At 47.0% G+C, this 19,699-nt stretch carries 10 protein-coding genes and 1 pseudogene; 3 read left to right on the top strand and 8 right to left on the bottom strand.

From position 1 onward, the window contains the following. Positions 1-222 precede the first annotated feature (222 nt). The gene (locus AAE250_RS15355; RefSeq protein WP_294598481.1) at positions 223-2,904 is read left to right on the top strand and encodes a PL29 family lyase N-terminal domain-containing protein; all 2,682 of its coding nucleotides are present in this window, start codon (positions 223-225) and stop codon (positions 2,902-2,904) included. 127 nt (positions 2,905-3,031) lie between these two features. Here the strand turns inward: AAE250_RS15355 and dnaG are convergent, their stop codons facing one another. Beyond that, a complete protein-coding gene (gene dnaG, locus AAE250_RS15350) occupies positions 3,032-5,125 on the bottom strand; it encodes a DNA primase (RefSeq protein ID WP_294598479.1) in 2,094 nt (697 codons plus the stop codon). A 240-nt stretch (positions 5,126-5,365) separates the two neighbouring features. Between dnaG and AAE250_RS15345 the strand changes: the two genes are divergently transcribed. Further along, complete coding sequence (locus AAE250_RS15345) at positions 5,366-7,411, top strand: hypothetical protein (protein WP_294598476.1); 2,046 nt, start codon at positions 5,366-5,368, stop codon at positions 7,409-7,411. A gap of 13 nt (positions 7,412-7,424) precedes the next feature. Continuing rightward, positions 7,425-10,256 (top strand): sensor histidine kinase, encoded by a 2,832-nt coding sequence (locus AAE250_RS15340; protein WP_294598473.1) that lies wholly within the window; start codon positions 7,425-7,427, stop codon positions 10,254-10,256. 33 nt (positions 10,257-10,289) lie between these two features. On the opposite strand, the gene AAE250_RS15335 is transcribed toward AAE250_RS15340, so the two are convergent. The 7 genes and pseudogenes from AAE250_RS15335 to recJ all read right to left on the bottom strand — a co-directional run bounded on the left by AAE250_RS15335 (position 10,290) and on the right by recJ (position 19,523). Next, positions 10,290-11,063, bottom strand: a complete 774-nt coding sequence (locus AAE250_RS15335) for a prephenate dehydrogenase/arogenate dehydrogenase family protein (protein WP_294598471.1) — start codon at positions 11,061-11,063, stop codon at positions 10,290-10,292. 6 nt (positions 11,064-11,069) lie between these two features. Continuing rightward, on the bottom strand, positions 11,070-12,137 hold the full coding sequence (locus tag AAE250_RS15330) for a chorismate mutase (RefSeq protein WP_294598469.1): 1,068 nt from the start codon (positions 12,135-12,137) through the stop codon (positions 11,070-11,072). 276 nt (positions 12,138-12,413) lie between these two features. After that, positions 12,414-13,598, bottom strand: a complete 1,185-nt coding sequence (locus AAE250_RS15325) for a pyridoxal phosphate-dependent aminotransferase (protein ID WP_294598466.1) — start codon at positions 13,596-13,598, stop codon at positions 12,414-12,416. Next, on the bottom strand, positions 13,573-14,421 hold the full coding sequence (locus AAE250_RS15320; RefSeq protein ID WP_294598463.1) for a prephenate dehydratase: 849 nt from the start codon (positions 14,419-14,421) through the stop codon (positions 13,573-13,575). The genes AAE250_RS15325 and AAE250_RS15320 overlap by 26 nt, the downstream gene beginning before the upstream one ends. A gap of 298 nt (positions 14,422-14,719) precedes the next feature. Then, positions 14,720-15,679, bottom strand: a complete 960-nt coding sequence (locus AAE250_RS15315; protein WP_294598460.1) for a tetratricopeptide repeat protein — start codon at positions 15,677-15,679, stop codon at positions 14,720-14,722. 41 nt (positions 15,680-15,720) lie between these two features. After that, positions 15,721-17,719 (bottom strand): annotated as a pseudogene (locus AAE250_RS15310) (RecQ family ATP-dependent DNA helicase). 88 nt (positions 17,720-17,807) lie between these two features. Further along, entirely contained in the window at positions 17,808-19,523 is a 1,716-nt protein-coding gene (gene recJ, locus AAE250_RS15305) for a single-stranded-DNA-specific exonuclease RecJ (protein ID WP_294598454.1), read from the bottom strand. Between the last annotated feature and the right edge of the window lie 176 nt (positions 19,524-19,699).

The raw sequence follows: 19,699 nt of genomic DNA, 5'->3' as shown, positions 1-19,699 counted from the left end.
TCAGACTGACATATTTTCCCATTCCCAACAAAAGGGCTTTTGAAGCGCCATCTGACCTTAAATCTTAACGAAATTAACGGTTTTTTATTACCTACGAAGTAACGGAATAAATTTGGAACTGTGCTAATGAATTTAACATATTAGTGTATAAATAGCAAGCGGTTATAGAACATCTTGATAGAGTGTTTAATAATATATTATTAACTAAATTTTTTAAAAACAATGAAGAAAAAGTTTACAAGAGTAGCACTTTTTGCTGCGATGACTTTTGCTATCGGTGCATCATTTGTCGGTTGTAAGGACTATGACGATGATATTGATGCATTGAATGATAAAGTCACTGGTATTGAAAAGTCAATTTCTGACATTGAATCAGCCATGCAATCCGGCAAGTATATTACCGGTTATGTATCGACTGAGAATGGTTATGAATTGTCTTTATCTGATGGTACTAAATTAACAATTAAACATGGTACAAATGGCACAAATGGTATTGATGGAAAGACATTTATACCTAAATTCCGTGTATCGGCTGAGAGTTGCTGGCAAGTAAGCACAGACGACGGTGCCACTTGGGTTGATGTACTGAATGAAGCTGGTGAGAAAGTTGTAGCTGTTGGTGGCTCCAACGTTACTATCAATAAGGATGGCTTTATCGTAATTGGTGATGTTGTAACAACTCTGAAGACAAATACAACTGTTCCTTCAATCGTTGTAAATGAACAAGATGGTTTGTACATCTTCAATATCAACGGTAAGGAATATAAAGTTTTGGCTGAAGGGTCTGCTTATAATGGATTGCAAAGTGTAACATACAGAAGAAAAGCAGCGGACGATATTAGCGATTTTGTTGAATCACTTCGCCTGTTTACATACGATAAGAGTGGTAAAGATGTTGAGCTGATGCAGAGTACTGCAACTGCTACATTCAAAATATGGCCGAAGACTCTGGATTTAGCTAAAGCTACTTATGACTTTACTGATACCTATAAAACAAGAGCAGCAAAAGAACCTGCTTTGACATATGTAGCTGGAAGTGCACAGTGGGTAGATAAAAAAGATGGTATTCTGAGCGTAACAATAGAACCTAATAACATTGAAAAGTATCAGAACTATGCTTCTTCTTTGGATATTACGATCAATGGGCATACGACTGCATCAGACTATTTCAATTTCCGTGCTGCAGATTTGAATGCAGGTACACTGAATTTTGTGCACACGAATGACAGTACAATAGTTCCTTGTGAATATTTAGTTGAGAACTTAAATAACTCATGGAGTAGTGAACCTAAGTATACATTTATATATGACAAGTCTTATAGCTTGTCTGACTCTGTAGCTTTAGGACGCGATTGGGGTGAATCTTTCACTTCAATGGCTGATCTTGGTTTCCAAGGTGTAAAAGTTGCATTCAAGCAGACAGCAGGTAAAGAGAAAGGTATCTTTGAAATTAAGGATAATGTAGTTACTGTAAAAGCGGAAAATCAAGTTTCTGCAATCAATGAGGTTTGCTTCGTAACTGCTACTTATACAACTCCAGATGATAAAGTTATTAGAACTTTTGACTTCGCAGTGAAGGCTGTTCGCGAACAAATTCCTGTTGAAACAAATGACATTGCTGTGAAGGTACTTGATTCTAAGGTTGACTTGTCTAAGTTAGTTTATAGCACTACTGAGCAAAAGATCAAACTTGATGTACGTCACTTCGAAAATGAAATTGGTGGACGTGACTATATGGCAAATAATAACTGGCCTGCTGATCGCTATTATTCTCTGTTCTACTACTCCACTAAGGAAATTGATAAGAAAGAACATAAATATATCAATAAGGTTCCTGCTTATCTGCATTTCCATTCCGGTGAAAACACTGATAAAGACTATCTGGAATTGGTAATTCCTGCTGAAACTATTATTAATCCGGCACAAGAATTATTCGCTATGCAGGTTTCTGGAAATGTAGGTGGTTATTGGCCTTATGCTGCTGATGTAGTAGATTATACTGATATCCAAAACTTCGAACAGGATCTGGCTGCTTATTATCGTATATCAAATGCTGAATATGAAGTAAACGGTAAGCGAGTTAAGTACACTGTTAAGTTGAACGACAAGGTTAAGGTAAGCCGTGATGTAATCATCAAGCAGAATACTGCATTCATCGTTGATGGTAAGACTACTGTAGTAGGTGAATGGGATGAAACAGCTCAGTCATTCACAATGGTTGGTAATCTGGAAGACTTGTATGCTGCATACAAATCTGACGGTAAGACTAAGTCTGATGAAGATGTAACTTATGTACTTGCTCCGAAGGCTAAACAGTCTGCTGCTGTTCAGAAGGTATATGCTCAAATAACGATCGTAAACAACAAGCTGTATGTAGATCCGAAGGTTGACATTGCTACATTGGGTTCAATCAATATCTCTGCTAACATCAAGGGTACTGACATTGCAGCCGTTATGCAAGACAAGGATGGTAACGTAGTAGAATACGCTACTCCGGTTCTCCGTTCTCCGATCAATGCTTGGACTGCTACTAGTCCTGTAACTTGGGCTATCAGCGGTGTGGCTACTACATATGATGTTGCTAAGAATGCTAAGGCATGCATCAACGACCGTGACATCAACGTTGTAGATAGCAAGGGCAAGATTGTAGGTAACGCTTTGGTTAAGGACGGTGCTATCCAACCGTGGGCTACTGCTTACGCTGGCGTTGTATCTTACAAGATCAAGGGTTATAGCGAAACTGTAAATGAAGGTACATTTACTATTGATGCTGCAACCGGTGTATTGACTTGCAACAACATCAACATTGCTTCTGCTTTGGAAATCACAGTTACTGTTACTTTGACTCACAATTGGGGTACAGTTACGAAGGATATCGTAGTAAAAGCAGCTTTGAATAACTAAGCAACTGTTAAAAGCTAATTTGAGAAGATAGATTTCACTTCTCACAATTGTGAGAAACAATAATAGAGAGAGGATACTCGAAAAGGGTATCCTCTTTTTTAGTAGCTAGTTGTTAAGATGCAATTATTTAGAAACTCAGCACCACCCGGTCTCCCAACCGTTTTGCCATAATGCTTTTCACTTCGCGCAGCTCGTTGTATCGCTTCATGATGCTGTTACACTTTTCCTCATCGTTGGCTACGGTGGGATCTTGCAGGGCAAACATGATATGCTTCAACTCTTCGCTGACAATGGCGTATTTGAAGTTAATCATTAAGAAAGGTACCAATTCGTAAAGACGCTCTTCGTCGGTTACGATCTTTTGGCTTTTGGAGTGATATTTGCTTAGCTGATAGCGGTTACTGATCAGTTCCACACTGAGTTTGCTGATGACAGGATCGGGATGCGCCACAAAATATCGTTCGGCGATAAAACCTTCGTTATGGATGCGCTCGGCGGCTTCGGACAAAATTTGCCGGTGAAGCGGGTTGTGGAAGGCAAGCTCATCTTCTTTGAGGTCGTTGGTGATATATTCGGTCACAGTAATAGGGATTTCCTTACCCTCTTCGTCCGTGACATTGCACATGACCTTCTCCCCATAGCGTACTACCATTTGCAGAATCAGCCGTTCGTATTTATAAAACTCTTGCCCCTCTTTCCCTTCTTGCGGAATGAAAGAGACATATTCTTCCGGAGGGAAGGGAGCGCTCAACTCGGGAGGAAAATTCTCAGCATTAGCTACCGGTGGTTGGGTTGTAGTCGTATCAAGAGGTACATTCCCCGTGTTATCGCCAATTCCGGCTGCTGCATTCGCTGCACTGGCAGCTGCTGAACGACGTTCGCGTTCAACACGCTCGGCCTGCTTCTCCGCCTGTACTTCGCGGCGTTTGGCTACTTCGGAGACCAATAGCTTATCTTCTACATGCAGCAGTTGCGCACATTCCTTGATATATACATCGCGCACGATGGCTTCGGGAATGATCGATATACTTTGTACAAGATTGCCGATAAGTTCGGCGCGCTTTATAGGGTCCTTTCCTGCATCCTCCAACAATAGATTGGTCTTGAAGCGGATAAAGTCCGTTTCATGTTCTTGTATGAAGGCTTGAAATTCAGTGGCGTTATGTTTGCGGGCAAAAGAGTCCGGGTCGTCTCCGTCGGGAAGGAGGCAGACTTTGATGTTCATTCCCTCTTCCAGCAGCATGTCGATACCGCGGATGGATGCTTTGATACCTGCCATATCTCCGTCGTAAAGCACTGTGATGTTATTGGTAAAGCGATGGATCATGCGGATCTGTCCGGGTGTCAGCGCAGTGCCCGAAGAAGCCACTACATTTTCTATCCCCGACTGGTGCATGGAAATGACGTCCGTATAACCCTCTACCAGGAAGCAACGGTCTTGTTTTACGATTGCTTGTTTGGCAAAATAGATGCCATACAACTCATTGCTTTTATGATAAATCTCCGATTCGGGCGAATTGACATACTTTACTTTGACGCCTTTTGTGGCACTGGCGAGCACACGCCCTCCAAAGGCCACCACCTTGCCGGATAGTGTATGTACGGGGAAGATGACCCGTCCCCAGAAACGGTCGCGCAGGCGATGGTCGTCCGTTTCATAACAAAGACCGGTCTTGACGAGGTATTCTTTTTTATATCCTTTCTTCAGAGCTTCTTGTGCAAGGGCGTCATGGCTTTCAGTACAGTAACCTAATTGAAACTTCTCAATGATGTCGTCCCGGAAACCGCGGCTCCGGAAATAAGCCATGCCGATGCTGCGACCATCCACATGGTTGCGCAGGATGTTCTGAAAGTAATCGCGGGCGAAGTTGTTGACGATAAAAAGGCTCTCCCGTTCACTCTGCACCATCTTTTCTTCACTGGAAAGTTCACGCTCTTTGATCTCTATACCGTATTTCTTAGCAAGATACTTCAGTGCTTCGGGATAGGACATTTGTTCATGTTCCATAATAAAATGCACGGCATTTCCTCCTTTTCCGCAGGCGAAACATTTGCATAGTCCTTTGGCAGGCGAAACATAAAACGACGGGGTCTTATCGTCATGGAACGGGCACAAACCGACATAGTTTACACCGCGTTTGCGCAGTGTGACAAAGTCTGATACGACATCAGTGATTTGTGCGGCATCCAGAATTCTGTCTATGGTAGCTTGGTCTATCATTCTCTCTCTTTTTAGATTGTGCAAAAGTACGTGATATTTCTTGGATAATCAAATATCATAGCTAATGAGAATAAAAAGTAAACTCTGGCTTAGAATTTCCAATTAAAAGATATATATTTGCAACAAATGCTGTTTTGTATGTACCGTATAGTCATCACTATATTGCTGAGTAGTATTTTCTCCTCCTCATTTTTGTTCGCTCAATCGTCGTCAAACGTGGCTCAGAAGCCAGGGTTTGTTATGATATTGAGCTCATACTCTTATGAAAAACAGTGGAGTACTGCTTTGGCAAAAGAAATTCGTAACCATCTGGAAACTCAGAGTCCCGAACTTAAAGTGCGTATTACCTACGCCGGCATAACTGCCCGGACTTCTTATGTTGCCGATCGTTTCGCCATGCAGGGCGCTTTTGCTAATGGGCAGTTGAGTGATAAGATCAGAGTACCTGATGTATTGGTTCTGATTGGTGATGAGAGTTGGATGATTTATCGGAGCATGGACCATCGTGGAGTCTGGCAGAATATTCCGGTTGTTCTTTGTGGTGTCCATGCTGAGGTGCTGGCAGATTATAAACAGTTCTTTCCTGATAAGCAATTGTCCGATGCTTCTTTTATTCCTTTAAGGGATTCGGCATCTGAAATGAATGTCACGGCAGTGATAGAGCCTGATAATGCAGCTCGAACTTTGCAACTGGCACAAACGTTGATGCCTGACTTGCAGCATCTTTATTTTCTGTCGGATGGTAGCTATTCGGATAGTTACACAGGCATGAAACTACTGCAGGAAAGTAAAAAGAAGAATGTAGCGTTTACAGAGATATTTACCGAACGTTGCAATACGGATTCTATCGGTCGGGTACTGATGGAACTGCCTTCGGGAGCTATGGTGTTGATTAATGACGCTTTGGTGCCACAAAGTCTTCAAGTGCCTGTTTTGGCTTTGCGCGATATGAGTTATGGAGCGTGTACCCCTTTAGGTGGATATTTTGCGCCGATATCGACATTTGCAACTCAGACGGCCGAAACCGTGTTCCGCACTTTGGAAATGGGTAAAATAGATGAACTACCTTATATTGTGGTGGCCGATACGGCTTATTATCTGAATCAGACAGCTTTGATGCATGCAGGTCTGCGCTCGGAAGTTAAAGGATTACCTGATACGGTGAACCGTAACATACCTCCACCGTTCATATTCCGGCATATCCGTATCATTGCTGTTATATTGGTGATAATGATTGTATTGGCGTTTGTCATTTACCGTATGGTATCTTCGCGTCGTTACAGTCGTAATCTGAATCTTTTGTATGAACGCTATAAGACGTTGTATAATGAGTATCAGGTAGTTTATGAGAATATGCCGGTGGGGCTGATGCTGTTTGATGTGTATGGAAAATTGCTGAAGCGAAATGCAGAGACGGACGTTTTCTTCGAACAGTTTGCGCATTCAAGGTCGGATGTCTTTCAGCTTTTTGATTCAGATCTGCTGACTGAAGGCATGCGGGAGGCGCTTTTCTGTAAAGAGTTGGTTAGTAAAATGGTGTATCTGCAAGAGCATTGCTATCGTGTGCAGTGTTGCATGATGGCTGATGAAGAAACCGGGGCAGATAATATTCTGGTGATTGTGATAGATAATACGGAGATTGAGCGGGAAAGGAAAACAAAAGAGCAGATTTGCAATGTGTTGAATTTTGCCATGAATAAGGCTGGCATTGGAGTAGCTGAATACAATCTTATAGACGGACAGGGATTTGCCACAGATGCTTGGTATAGCACATTGGGCGTAGAGAAAGGTACTGATGACTTTATGCAGATGCATCAATGCCTGGCAGAGCCTGACAGAGAGAAAGTGCAGAATTATCTGGAACGTGTCCGTTCCGGGGAATCCCGGCTTTTCCTGGATAGCCTGCAACTGCAAACCCAGCCCGGAGAAATGCACTATATCCGTTATTTGATCCAACCGTTGGAATATATGCCTGACGGACAGAATATAATCGTTGCAGAATTGGTGCTTAATGTGGATGAACAGGTTGCAAAAGAGCGTGAACTGGAGACTGCCATGAAGAAAGCGCAAGAGGCCGATCGTCTTAAAAATGCTTTTGTTGCCAACATGGAAGATGGAATCCGGATTCCACTGAAAGAAATCATTTCGTGTGCGCGTGAACTGGTTGCCTGTACGGATGTGGAGCAGCAAAGTAAGTTGCTTGCCCGTATCGAATTGGCTAATGACCAGATGTTGGGATTGCTCAATGACATTATTGAAATGTCTAAAGTAGAGTTGAATGAATAATGCTTGTATGTATATGAGAACTTGGATATTCTGTAGTGTGTCGGTAATACTGTTATTCTTCGGAATTGCAGTAGAGGCTGCTGTGTGTGCAGATACACCGGAGAAAAAAAGAGTGCTCATCATCAACTCTTATGGAGAACAGATTGCATGGAGCAGGAGTGTGACGGACAGTCTGGAAAGCAAAATACATAAAATGTATCCGGATTGGATGGTTTATTCCGGTAATTTGAAGACAGAGTCTGCTACCTATATCGGTGCAACGATTCTGACTTTGCGGTCTATATTATGGGGATATGCCGAGAGGACACTGACCCGTATTGATGCTACTAATCTGCAATCTTCTTCTATCTTTGTGCAGGATGATGTACCGAATGCCCTTATTTGGATAGGCGAAGAGGGCTTCTTGAATTATATATCACATATTGCTCAGTTGGGAAAGTGGAAGGAAGTCCCGATGGTTCTATGTGCCGTAAAGGATTCGGTTTCGAGTCGTGGATGGTTTCCGGGTGAGAAATTCCGTTTTGATTCAAAGTATGGCATTCGTGACTATTCTGTTGTGACAAAGTTGTTGCGTATGAATCCTCTTGATGTGGAGAAAGCGAGAAAAGATAAAAATATCCACATCACTAAATCGGAAGAGGCAGAGACGTACCGCTTGGACTATTATCTGAATTATAGCGGCAATGTCATAAAGCAACCGATACGGGAGAATCTGGAGTTGATTCATCGGCTGCTGCCCGACTTGCAAGAGCTTATATGGGTGGATGATGATTCTTATCGGACCACGGAAACCCGTCTGGAGGTAGAAAAAGTATTGAAGGAAGTATTGCCGGATGTGAAGTACTCCAAGATGATACATAATCGTATGAATACCGACTCCATTTATGACGTGATGCTGGAACCTGCCGAGCATCGCGCTTTTCTGTCATATAGCTGGAATATAGATGCAATGCATAGCAAACGCTCCGATAGAGAAATAGATTCATTGTTCACTAATGTCTCTACCGTGCCTTTGTTTACTTTGACAGAACGTAACTTTAATAAGGACAATTACTGGGTGGGCGGCATCTTCCTGGATGGTTCGCAGATGGTGAATTGCACCTTGGCAATGCTGGTACGTGCCGTACGGGGAGACAGTATCATGGCTCTTCCTTTTGATACAGTATCAGAATCCAGAGTTGTCCTGAACCGTACAGCTTTGGAACGCTATGGACTGGAGCAGGCAGCCGATAAACTCAAAGGAGTATCGTATGTTCATATTCCGCCTACCTTCTTTCACAAGTACGAACGGCAGTTATTGGTGGGCACACTTGTCTTGATGCTGGTTGTAGGCTATCTGCTTATCGGCTGGCGCCGTCATAAGTATAACAAGCAGATACAGGCAGACTATGCGCGCTATAAGCGTTTGTACGATAAGTTGCAGGTGATTTATAAAAACAGTTCGATAGATTTTGCTTTATACAGTGGAGACGGGAAGCGCTTGCTCCGCATAGTCAATGGAGAATCGACGGCTGAGAGTGGGGAGTACGATCTTTTCTGTGAGAACATATTTGAGAGCCCTCACCTCACTGATGACTTGAAAGAACAAATACGTCTTGACCGGATTATTAATTGTGAGATATCTCTTGACCACAATGGCAGACAGTCCCGGACCAGTTTTGCCGAGCATGCTGTTTACCAGTTGATAGTCAAACCCCTGTATGAAGTCAATTACCGGAACTCCAGCTTTATGGCTATCGCCATCAACCTTACACCGACCCTCAAGGAACGGCGGGAGAAAGAACGGTTTGAGGAATTGTTCCGTTTTGCTTCGGACTCTTCGCAGGTTGGTGTGGTGTTTTATGATGTAGATACTGCTGTGGGGAAAGCTACGAATTCCTGGTGCAGGAATATGAACGAGGAGTTCGTATCGGGTGTATTTCCTGTTTACGGGCAGGTGGTGGAGGAAGACCGCGACTTTCTGTTGAAGTTCCAGCAAGCAATACGTGCCGGAGATGTGCAGGATGCCTTTTGCAGGGAGATACAAGTGAACGGTAAAGATGACCGGAAGCACTGGATACGGCAACATATGTACTTTATCCAGTCCTCCAATCGCCTGGTGGAGTTGAGCCTGAACATCGACGAGCAGAAGAGCAATGAGAAGAGACTGGAAAAAGCCAAGCAGAAAGCTGAAGAGGCGAATGAAGAAACCCGTTGCTTCTTGAACAGCATCAGCCATGAGGTGCGTACTCCACTGAATGCCATTGTCGGCTTCTCTACAATTCTTGCCAACTCTAATGAGACGGGAGAGGAGTATATCCCTATTATTTTGCGTAACACCCGTCTCTTGAATGCGTTGATAAAAAATATACTTGACTTGTCGGCATTGGACGCAGGTAAAATAACGTTCTGCTATAAACAATTTAATATTGAGAAGGTCTTTATAGATATGGGGTCTTATATCCGTAATAACCTGGATGAACATTCATTGAAGGTGGTGTATGAGATGCCCGAATGTGAAGAAGAGAGATTCATAACCACCGACGAAGAGTATCTGAGGAAATTGTTGTTGAATCTGCTTTCCAATGCAGTGAAGTTCACGAATGAAGGTTCTGTTACTTTTGGCTGCCGCAGACGCGAATATGGACTCTACTTCTATGTGAGCGATACCGGATGTGGCATTGCCCCGGAGGACCAGAAGAGTATCTTCAACCGTTTTGTGAAGCTCGATGCCTATGTCCAAGGAACCGGTTTGGGACTGGCGCTGTGCAAAAGCATTGTAAAGCACCTGGGCGGTAAAATCGGTGTGACTTCTGAAAAAGGAAAGGGCAGCACATTCTGGTTTGTACTGCCCAATGTCCAATGATGAAGTGATTGGAGCCTTGCGGTCTGTCGCTTCTTATTTAATCTTTTCCCTGATCTTCGTCAGGTACTTTTTCATTCCTTCTGCATCTTTGTTATTGATGATTTCCAGCAGGTTCTTCAGCTCCAGGCGGATATTCTCCACTTGCGACGGAGTGCGTGGATTGAACAGAATCTCCTGCAGCAGGTAATCGTCTTCGTTGAGCAACCCTTTGGCAATGGCCATGTGCTTCTTGAAGGTAGTTCCCGGTGCCTCCTGGTGCTTCATCACCGCCGAGAATACGAAGGTGGATACGAACGGGATGGACAGGGAGTATGCCACCGTCTCGTCATGCTCGTCGAATGTATATTCAAAGATGTTCAGCTTCATGGTCTGGTAGAGGTCTTTGAAGAAGATTTTCCCCAGATGATCGCCCTCGCTGATGATGATGGCGTTCTCGCTGCTCAGATTGCTGAGGCTGGCAAATGTGGGGCCGAACATGGGGTGTGTGGACACATAGCGGAAGCCGCTTTCTTCGTAGAACTTCTTCAGTCCGGTCTTTACGGAAGCAATGTCGCTGATGATGCAGTCTTTGGGCAGCACGGGCAGCACCTTGTGGAAGGCATCCAGCGTGTACTTCACCGTAGCGGCATTGATGACCAGTTCCGGTTCAAAGTCCTTGATTTCTTCCAGCGTAGTGTAGCGGTAGGTGTTGTAGACAAAGCGCAGTTGGTGCGGGTTGACGTCGAACACGGCCGTCTCGTGCTGAAAACTCAGGATGTCTGTAAAGAAGGAGCCCATCTTGCCGGCTCCGAGTATTAATATTCTCATAGGGGATCACTTATTTATCACTTCCATTTGTTGCCTCACGCTCTCCTCGTGTATTGCCTCGAATACATGCTTGATGAATTCTGCGTCCATGCCCAGGAGTGTACCTTGCGAGCCGCGCTTATCCAGGATTTCGTTGTAGCGTCCGGTTTGCAGGATGGTCATGTCGTGTTCCTTCTTGTAGGTACCGATTTCACGGGCCACGCGCATGCGCTTGGCAAGTTCCTGCATCAGGTTGTTGTCGCATTCGTCAATCTGCTTGCGCAGTTCGCTCAGGTTCTCGGTGCTTTGCGTTTCCTTACGGATGACGAGCAGGTTGAGGATGTAGTCCAGCACATCCGGGGTTACTTGCTGGGCGGCATCGCTCCAGGCGCAATCCGGGTTGCAATGGCTTTCGATGATGAGGCCGTTGAAGCCGAGGTCCATGGCCTGCTGGCAGAGTGGAGCAACCAACTCGCGCTTCCCACCGATGTGGCTGGGGTCGCAGATGATGGGCAGGTTGGGGATGCGGCGACGTAACTCAATGGGGATGTGCCATTGCGGCAGATTGCGGTAGAGCTTCTTGTCGTAGCTGCTGAAACCGCGGTGGATAACGCCCAGACGCCTCAGTCCGGCATTGTTGATGCGTTCCAGGGCTCCGATCCACAGTTCGAGATCGGGATTAACCGGGTTCTTTACCAATACCGGGATGTCGACGCCTTTCAGGGCATCTGCTATTTCTTGCACGGCAAAAGGATTGGCAGTGGTACGGGCGCCTACCCACAGGATGTCGATGCCGGCTTTCAGGCATTCGTATACATGCTTGGCGGTGGCCACTTCGGTAGAGACATACATACCGGTTTCTTTCTTCACTTCCTTCAGCCAGGCAAGGCCTTCTACGCCGATACCTTCGAAGCCACCCGGTTTGGTGCGCGGTTTCCAGATACCTGCACGGAATATTTTGAGACCTTTGTCTGCCAATTGTTTGGCGGTGCTCATTACTTGTTCTTCAGTCTCGGCACTACACGGGCCGGCAATTACCAGGGGGCGTTTGTTTTCAACGCCGGGCAGGGTGAGGGGTTCTAATTCTAATTCCATAATCGTTGTTCTATAGTTTAATAATTCGTTTTGCTTTTTGGGGGAGGATTCTACCGATTTCGGGCTAAAAATATTCACATTCATTAGCGCTGAAGCTCCCGCGGAGCTAAAAATATTCACATCTGTTAGTAATAGAGCTCCCGTGGGGGTGTCCGGGTACCCGGAAGGTTCCGCCGGAGCTCAATTGGTGCCTTCAGGGCTTCGGAAGGGTCCGCCGGAGCTCCCGTGGGGATATCCGAGTACCCGGAAGGTTCTGCCGGAGCTCCCGTTGGGGTGTCATTGGGCAATCTCCTTGATGCGCTTCAGTGCTTCGGCCAACTTTTCGTCTTTACAGCAAAGCGAAATGCGGATGTATCGCTTTCCGTTGCTTCCGAAGATGAATCCCGGAGTGATGAAGACTCTTGCCTCATGCAGTACGCGTTCGGTCAGTTCTTCCACATCGGTGCAGCTGTCGGGAATCTTGCCCCAAAGGAACATACCTACCTGATTTTCATCGTAAGTGCAGCCCAGGGTGTGCATGATTTCGCCTGCCAGTTGTCGACGGTTGCGGTAGTTGCGGTTGTTGCCGTCGTACCAGTCTTGTTCGGCTTCCAGTGCAGTGGCGGCGGCCAGTTGCATGGCGCGGAACATGCCGCTGTCGATGTTGCTCTTCACTTTCAGTATCCACTGCACGAAGTCTGCGTTCGAGGCAAGCATACCGATACGCCAACCCGGCATATTGTGGCTCTTGCTCATGGAGTTGAACTCGATGCAGCAATCCTTGGCACCCGGCACGCTGAGAATGCTGATGGGGTGTTCGTTCAGAATAAAGCTGTACGGATTGTCGTTGACGATGACAATATCCTTGCGGCGGGCAAAGTCTACGAGTTTCTGATACAGTTCCGGCGTTGCATTGGCTCCTGTCGGCATATTGGGATAGTTGGTCCACATCAGCTTGACGCGGCTCATGTCCATCTGCTCCAGTTCGTCGAAGTCGGGCATCCAGCCATTCTCTTCTTTCAGGTTGTAGTTCACCACTTCGGCGCCCAGTATCTTGCTCAGTGAGGTGTAAGTAGGGTAGCCTGGATTTGGTACCAATACCTGCTCGCCCGGGTTGACGAAGGCCAGCGTGACGTGCAGAATGCCTTCTTTAGAACCGATCAGCGGTTGTATCTCCGTATTGGGATTCAGCTCAACGTCGTACCATTTCTTGTACCATGTGGCAAAGCTACGGCGCAGCTCGGGGATGCCCACATACGGCATATAGCCGTGTCCGTCGGGGTTCTGCGCTTCCCGGCACAGTGTTTCAATCGTCTGTTCAGAGGGTGGCATGTCGGGGCTACCGATGCCCAAACTGATTACATCTTTACCTTCGGCATTCATTTGTGCCACTTCCTTCAGTTTCTTCGAGAAGTAGTATTCGCTTACGCTTGCCAGGCGGTCGGCAGGTCTTATTTTAGATGTTTGATTTTCCATCTTCATATTCTCCTAATATTTTAAGTTCTTTAGTCAAAGGGCTGATTGCTGCAATGGACTGCTTGTATCTCAATACATTGTCGAAAGCAACGTCTACGTAAAATTGGTATTCCCATTCCCGGCCGATGATGGGCAGGGATTGTATCTTTGTCAGGTTGATGTTGTAGAAAGACAGGATGGACAATACTTGCGACAAGCTCCCTTCCGTATGCGGCAGTGTGAATACCATGCTTGCCTTGTTAACGTCCTTGTTGCGGTGACGGTTCAACTCATCTACCTGCCAAGGGTCGGCCACTACCAGAAAACGGGTGAAGTTATGCTTGTTCGTCTCAATGCCTTCCTGCAGAACCTTCATTCCATAGCGCTCGGCAGCGGCTTTGGAGCAGATGGCGGCGTGCCCTTTCAGGTTCTCGGTCTTGATGATTTCGGCGCTCAGGGCAGTATCTTCGCCCTCCACTACTTTGATTTTGGGATGCTGGCTGAGGAACTCGCGGCATTGCATCAGGGCGATGGGGTGGGAGTTGACTTCGGTGATGTCGTCCCAATCCTCGTCGGGCAGGCATACAAAGCTGTGGGAGATGCGTAACTTGTATTCTCCTACGATTTGTGTTCCGCTCTGTCGCAGCAACTCGTTGTTGTGCAGCAAGCTGCCTGCAATGGTGTTCTCTATCGCCAGCATACCGATGGTCTGGCTGTCTTTCTTGACGGCAGCAAATACGTCTTCAAAGCTGCCGCAACAGATTAACTCTATTTCTTCTCCTTCGAAGTACTTGTGTGCGGCAATGTCATGATACGAGCCTAATGTTCCTTGGATAGCTACCTTTTTCATTCTGTTTATTATCTTGGTTATATTACAAAAAAATCCCGCGTCCATACGATGGAGCGGGATTCAGTATATTACTTACTTAGTTCTCTATTCAGTTCTTAAGCATCACTGTCACTTGACACATACAAACTCCCGCTCTACTTTCTGGCTAAAGTAAAAGTAAAAAAAGAAGTAATATGCGTAAGTAAATGACTTCATACTTGTATTCTCTGTTTATGAATTACGCGACAAAAGTAATGCTTTTCTTTTATATACAAACAAAAAACAATATTTTTTTTGAGGATAGTAACAAATTTACTTATTAGAGTCCTAATATGTTGCCTGTACTGCCTCCGGGCTGGTTGCCATATTGCCCGTCGATGCCCTGAACTTCTTTCGGATTCAGTTCAAGCCCTTTCTTCATATCTTCTACGGATCCTTCCTTGTCACCGTTCAGCAACTTGGCGCGGCCGCGTTCGTGGTAGGCTTCGGCAAAGTTGGGATTCAGCTCGATGGCTTCGTCAAAGAGGGCGATGGCTTCGGTCAACTTCTTCTGGACGATGTAGAGCTGCCCCAGGTAAAGGAAGGCTTGCTCGTTGAAGGGGTTCAGGTCCGTTACGTTGCGATAGTCGGCTTCGGCCTCTTCTTGGGCGCCGGTGGCTTCTTTTATCTTTCCGCGCAGCAAGATGGCACTTTCGTCTTCCGGGTCGTGTGCCAGGATGGCGTCGATGTCTTCCATGGCTTCCGGGTATTGCTGCATCTTGGTCAGGGCTTCGGCACGCAGCAGGCGGGCTTCGGTGAAGTAATCATCCAGCACGATGGCCTTGGTGAGGTGGGCGATGCACATGATGCCGTCGCCTTGGCCGTTGTCGGCTTTGCCCAGCAGGTAGTGCGCCATGGCGTTGCCTTCTTCTATTTCGATGGCTTTCTTGGCAGCCTCTGCCATGGCCGGATAATCTTCCTGCATGTAGCAGACGTTGGCAAGGGTGAGGTAGGTGGCGGTATGTTCCGAATCTATCCGGGTCATGCGCTCCAATAGCTTACGGGCATCATCCAGTTCGCCAGTCTGGATGTAGACTTGTGACAGATAGCTCATCGTTTCGAAGTCTTCCTGGATGGCAAGGGCCTCCGTGAAGCATTTGATGGCATAGTCTGCACGTCCCATGCGTTGTGCGCGCATGCCGTCGTACTTGAATATTTCAAAATTCTTCTGGTCGTTTTTTTGTTTCTCGTCTGCCGGAGTCTCTGACTTGCCGGAGAAAAAAGATTTAAAGAATCCCATGATATATATGATTTATAATGTTTGGCGGCAAAAGTAGTAAATTATTTCTTGATTTGCAGCATTCCGTTGACGGCAATTACTTGACCTTCATCTAGTAATTGGCGCAATGTCTCTGCGAGCGCTTCTTTTTCAACGGAAAGTAGTCCGGCCAGGGTGGCAGGCGTCATGGTTTGTCCGGATAGGGCATGGAGCACTTGCGTGGTAAGTTCTGCGGTGGAGACACCTTCTGCCGTACCTTTGTCTTTCAGGCTGATGCAGGTGTCGCATTGTCCGCAGTTGTGTTCGTTCTTCTCTCCGAAGTAGCGCAGCAGGATGCGGCTGCGGCATACGGTGTCGTTGGTCACATAGTCCAGCATGGCGTTGATGCGCTTTTCGTAGCGCTCTTTGCGTTCCTCGTATACGCTGGGGGGGATTTGCAGGTGTCGCATTTCTACCCGCTCGCGCGTGTATATTATATAAGGTGTCTTTTTATGCGGGATATAGCTGACGATGCGCAACTTGGCGAGGTGGATGAGCTGCTCGTATATCTGCCTGCGGGTAAGTCCGGTACGTGCGGCAAGCGAACTTTCGTTGATGAAAGCATAGTCGGTGAACAGGCCGGTGTAGGAACGCAATACGGTTTGGATGAGCTTGTCCATATCTTCTCCCATCTCACGCAGCTTGTAGAGCTCGTCCCTGCGGATAGTAAAGAGCAGGCGGGAGGCGTTGTCCTGCTCGTCGGTATATTCCAGATAGCCTGCTTGTGTCAGTATCTTCAGGGCGCTGTCTACGGGGACAGGGAAGTACTTGAACTTCCGGCAGAAGTCTTCGATGTTGAATTCGCGCACGCAGTCCAGTCCGTCGCCCATAGCCATCTGGTAGTAGTATTGCAGATGCTCATACACTTCCTTGATATACTCTTTCTCGGGGAAAGTGTCGGGGATGCGTTTGTGGAGCGTGGTCTTGTCCGACTTGCCATAGAGGATGACGGCGTAAGCTTTCTGCCCGTCGCGTCCGGCACGTCCGGCTTCCTGGAAGTATGCTTCTATGGAGTCGGGGAGATCCAGGTGGATGACGATGCGTACATCCGGTTTGTCTATACCCATGCCGAAGGCGTTGGTGGCTACCATGACGCGGCTTTCACCCGTCTGCCAACGTTGCTGGCGGATGTCTTTGGTGGCATCGTCCAGTCCGGCATGATAGAAGTCGGCGGTGATGTCTTCGTTATGCAGCAGTTCGGTGATTGCTTTGGTGCGGCGTCGGTTGCGCACGTAGATGATGGCACTGCCGGGCATGCGGCGCNAAGTCGGCGGTGATGTCTTCGTTATGCAGCAGTTCGGTGATTGCTTTGGTGCGGCGTCGGTTGCGCACGTAGATGATGGCACTGCCGGGCATGCGGCGCAGGATGTGCAGCAGTTCTCCCGTCTTGTTCTCTGTTTTCCGTACGATGTAGGCGAGGTTCTTGCGTTCGAAGCTCATGCGGAAGACATTCTCCTTGCGGAAGTGCAGGCGTGCCTGGATATCTTTTACTACTTCGGGGGTGGCAGTGGCGGTCAGTGCAAGGACGGGGACGCCGGGAAGCAGTTCGCGTATCTCGGCTATTTTCAGGTAGGCAGGGCGGAAGTCATATCCCCATTGGGAGATGCAGTGGCTTTCGTCTACGGTGATCATGCTGATTTTCATCTTCTGCAATTTGGTGCGGAAGATTTCCGTGCCCAGCCGTTCGGGGGAGATATAGAGGAACTTGAAGTTGCCGAAGATACAATTCTCCAGTGTGACGATAATCTCTTGCCGGCTCATGCCGGAGTAGATGGCAAGTGCTTTGATGCCTCGCTTCTTCAGGTTCTGCACCTGGTCTTTCATCAAAGCTATCAGGGGGGTGATGACCAGGCAAAGCCCTTCCTGGGCAAGCGCCGGGACTTGGAATGTTATGGATTTGCCGCCTCCCGTCGGCATTAGTCCCAAGGTGTCTTTTCCTTCGCCAATGCTGGTTATGATGTCTTCCTGGATGCCCCGGAAGTCATCATAACCCCAGTATTGCTTTAAGATAGACTTGTACATATATAAGAAGGTGATAGAGTGATAAGGTGGTAGGGTGATAGGGGGGATGTTGCTTCATCACTCTATCACCTTATCACCCTATCACTTTTTAGTTAGGTTTTATATCCTCAATCTGCAACTGTACCTCGCCGCGCTTATGCGTATTTTCCTCGATGGTATAGCAGATGTCGAACGAACGTTTGGACTTGATGAAACGTACATGCGAACTTTGTCCGAAGGCAATGCCGTTCATGACATTGTTCGACTTGTTGTCTACCAATTCCAGCTTGATGTGCTCCTGGTCGCGTCCTACGACTTTGCTGGTGCCATAGTCGTACACATTGTGCGTGCAGAATACGGGCTTGGTGTTGTCGGGACCGAAAGGATTGAACTTCTTCAAGTCGCTGGCAAACTTCGGAGTTATGTCTCTGAAGTCAATCTCGGCATCTATATCAATCACCGCACTGGTCTGTTCGGGCAGGATATGTTTGGAAACAAATTCTTCAAAGCGCTCCGTAAAGGCTTGTACATTCTCCACTTTCATGGAGAGTCCGGCAGCGTATGTATGCCCGCCGAAGTTTTCCAGCAGGTCGCGGCAGTATTCTATGGCCTTGTATACATCGAAGCCTGAGACGGAACGTGCAGAACCGGTTGCCATATCATCCGTCCGGGTCAAAACCACGGCAGGACGGTAATAGACTTCCGTCAGTCGGGAAGCCACAATGCCGATAACACCTTTGTGCCAGTCTTCATTATACAGTACGATGGAACGGCGGTCTGCCAGTCCGTCCAGCCCGGCAACAATCTGATTGGCTTCCTCGGTCATGGTCTTGTCGAGGTCTTTGCGGGTTTCGTTATATTGGTTAATCTGCCCGGCCTTTTCCAGTGCCAGGGAGAAGTCTTTTTCCGTAAGCAGGTCTACGGCCTCTTTTCCGTTCTGTATGCGCCCCGAAGCGTTGATGCGGGGACCGATCTTGAACACGATATCACTTACCGTGATGTCCTTGTCCGTCAGTCCGCAGACGTCGATAATTGCTTTCAAGCCCACGCTGGGGTTGCTGTTCAGCTGTTTCAGTCCGTGGTAGGCCAGGATGCGGTTCTCTCCCATGATGGGCACGATGTCCGAAGCAATGCTGACAGCGCAGAGATCCAGTAAAGGGATCAGGTGATGGAATTCGATGCCGTTGCTTATGGCGAATGCCTGCATGAACTTGAAGCCTACTCCGCAACCGGACAGGTGTTCGTAAGGATAGGTGTTGTCTTCCCGTTTGGCATTCAGGATGGCTACGGCAGGAGGCAGCACGTCGTCGGGAACGTGGTGGTCGCAAATGATGAAGTCGATGCCTTTCTCTTTGGCATACGTTATTTCATCGACGGCCTTGATGCCGCAATCCAGCACAATGATAAGCCCTACGCCGGTTTCGGCAGCGTAGTCCACTCCTTTGGTCGAAACCCCGTAGCCTTCGTTATAGCGGTCGGGGATGTAGTAGTCAATGTTCGAATAGAACTGTTGAATAAACTTGTAGACCAGTGCCACGGCTGTGGTGCCGTCTACGTCATAATCTCCATAAATAAGAACGCGCTCTTTCTTTCCCATTGCCTTGTTCAGGCGCTCTACGGCCACATCCATATCCTTCATAAGGAAAGGGTCGTATAGGTCCGGTAGTTGCGGGCGGAAAAACTTCCGGGCACTGGCTGCCGTCGTTATTCCCCGCTCCACCAGCAATCCCCCAAGTATCGGGCTAATTCCCAATTCTTGGGCCAGTTGTTGGCTTGCTTCTGCCTGTTCGGGTGTAATGGGTTGATAATTCCATTTGTGAGTCATTTTATATATTATTTTTTCTTTTTTCTATCTCCAAGTGCCAGAGCATAAAACTCCAACAAGGTGTAAAGGTATGAAAAACTCTTGAAACGGAGGTGAATTCTTTAGAAAATATTCTTAATGATATGTATTCTCTGCCGAAAAGCCCTTATTTTTGCATGAATTTTAAAAAGGACGAT

The sequence above is a fragment of the Bacteroides sp. GD17 genome (assembly GCF_038448625.1).
Taxonomy (GTDB): domain Bacteria; phylum Bacteroidota; class Bacteroidia; order Bacteroidales; family Bacteroidaceae; genus Bacteroides.
This window is presented reverse-complemented; position numbering and strand designations above follow the sequence as displayed.